Consider the following 247-nt stretch of genomic DNA (forward strand, 5'->3'; position numbering starts at 1 on the left):
GCCTGGACCCAAAGCAGCCTGTCGTGCCTTCGCTTGTATGTGGACGGGTTAGCGTTTGAATCTATCCTCTCTGGGGGGATATGATTTGCGTAATCACTTACGACGAAGACTCAAGATATGAGCGAGCACGAACACCCGCATCCCCATACCCACCAAAGTCACGAGGCGATCCTCAAGCGCCTCAAGCGAGCGGATGGCCATTTACGCGGCATCATCACCATGATTGAAGAAGGTCGTCAGTGCGTCG

The 247-nt window shown here is 54.3% G+C and carries 1 protein-coding gene; it reads left to right on the forward strand.

Features of this window, described 5'->3' with window-relative positions; all coding sequences use genetic code 11:
• Positions 1-117 precede the first annotated feature (117 nt).
• Positions 118-247: metal-sensing transcriptional repressor (locus KMS84_RS41185; RefSeq protein ID WP_256921652.1), on the forward strand; the 130-nt coding region annotated here is incomplete at its 3' end.

This window comes from Streptomyces hilarionis (genome assembly GCF_024539675.1).
In the GTDB taxonomy this organism is placed as follows: domain Bacteria; phylum Actinomycetota; class Actinomycetes; order Streptomycetales; family Streptomycetaceae; genus Streptomyces; species Streptomyces hilarionis.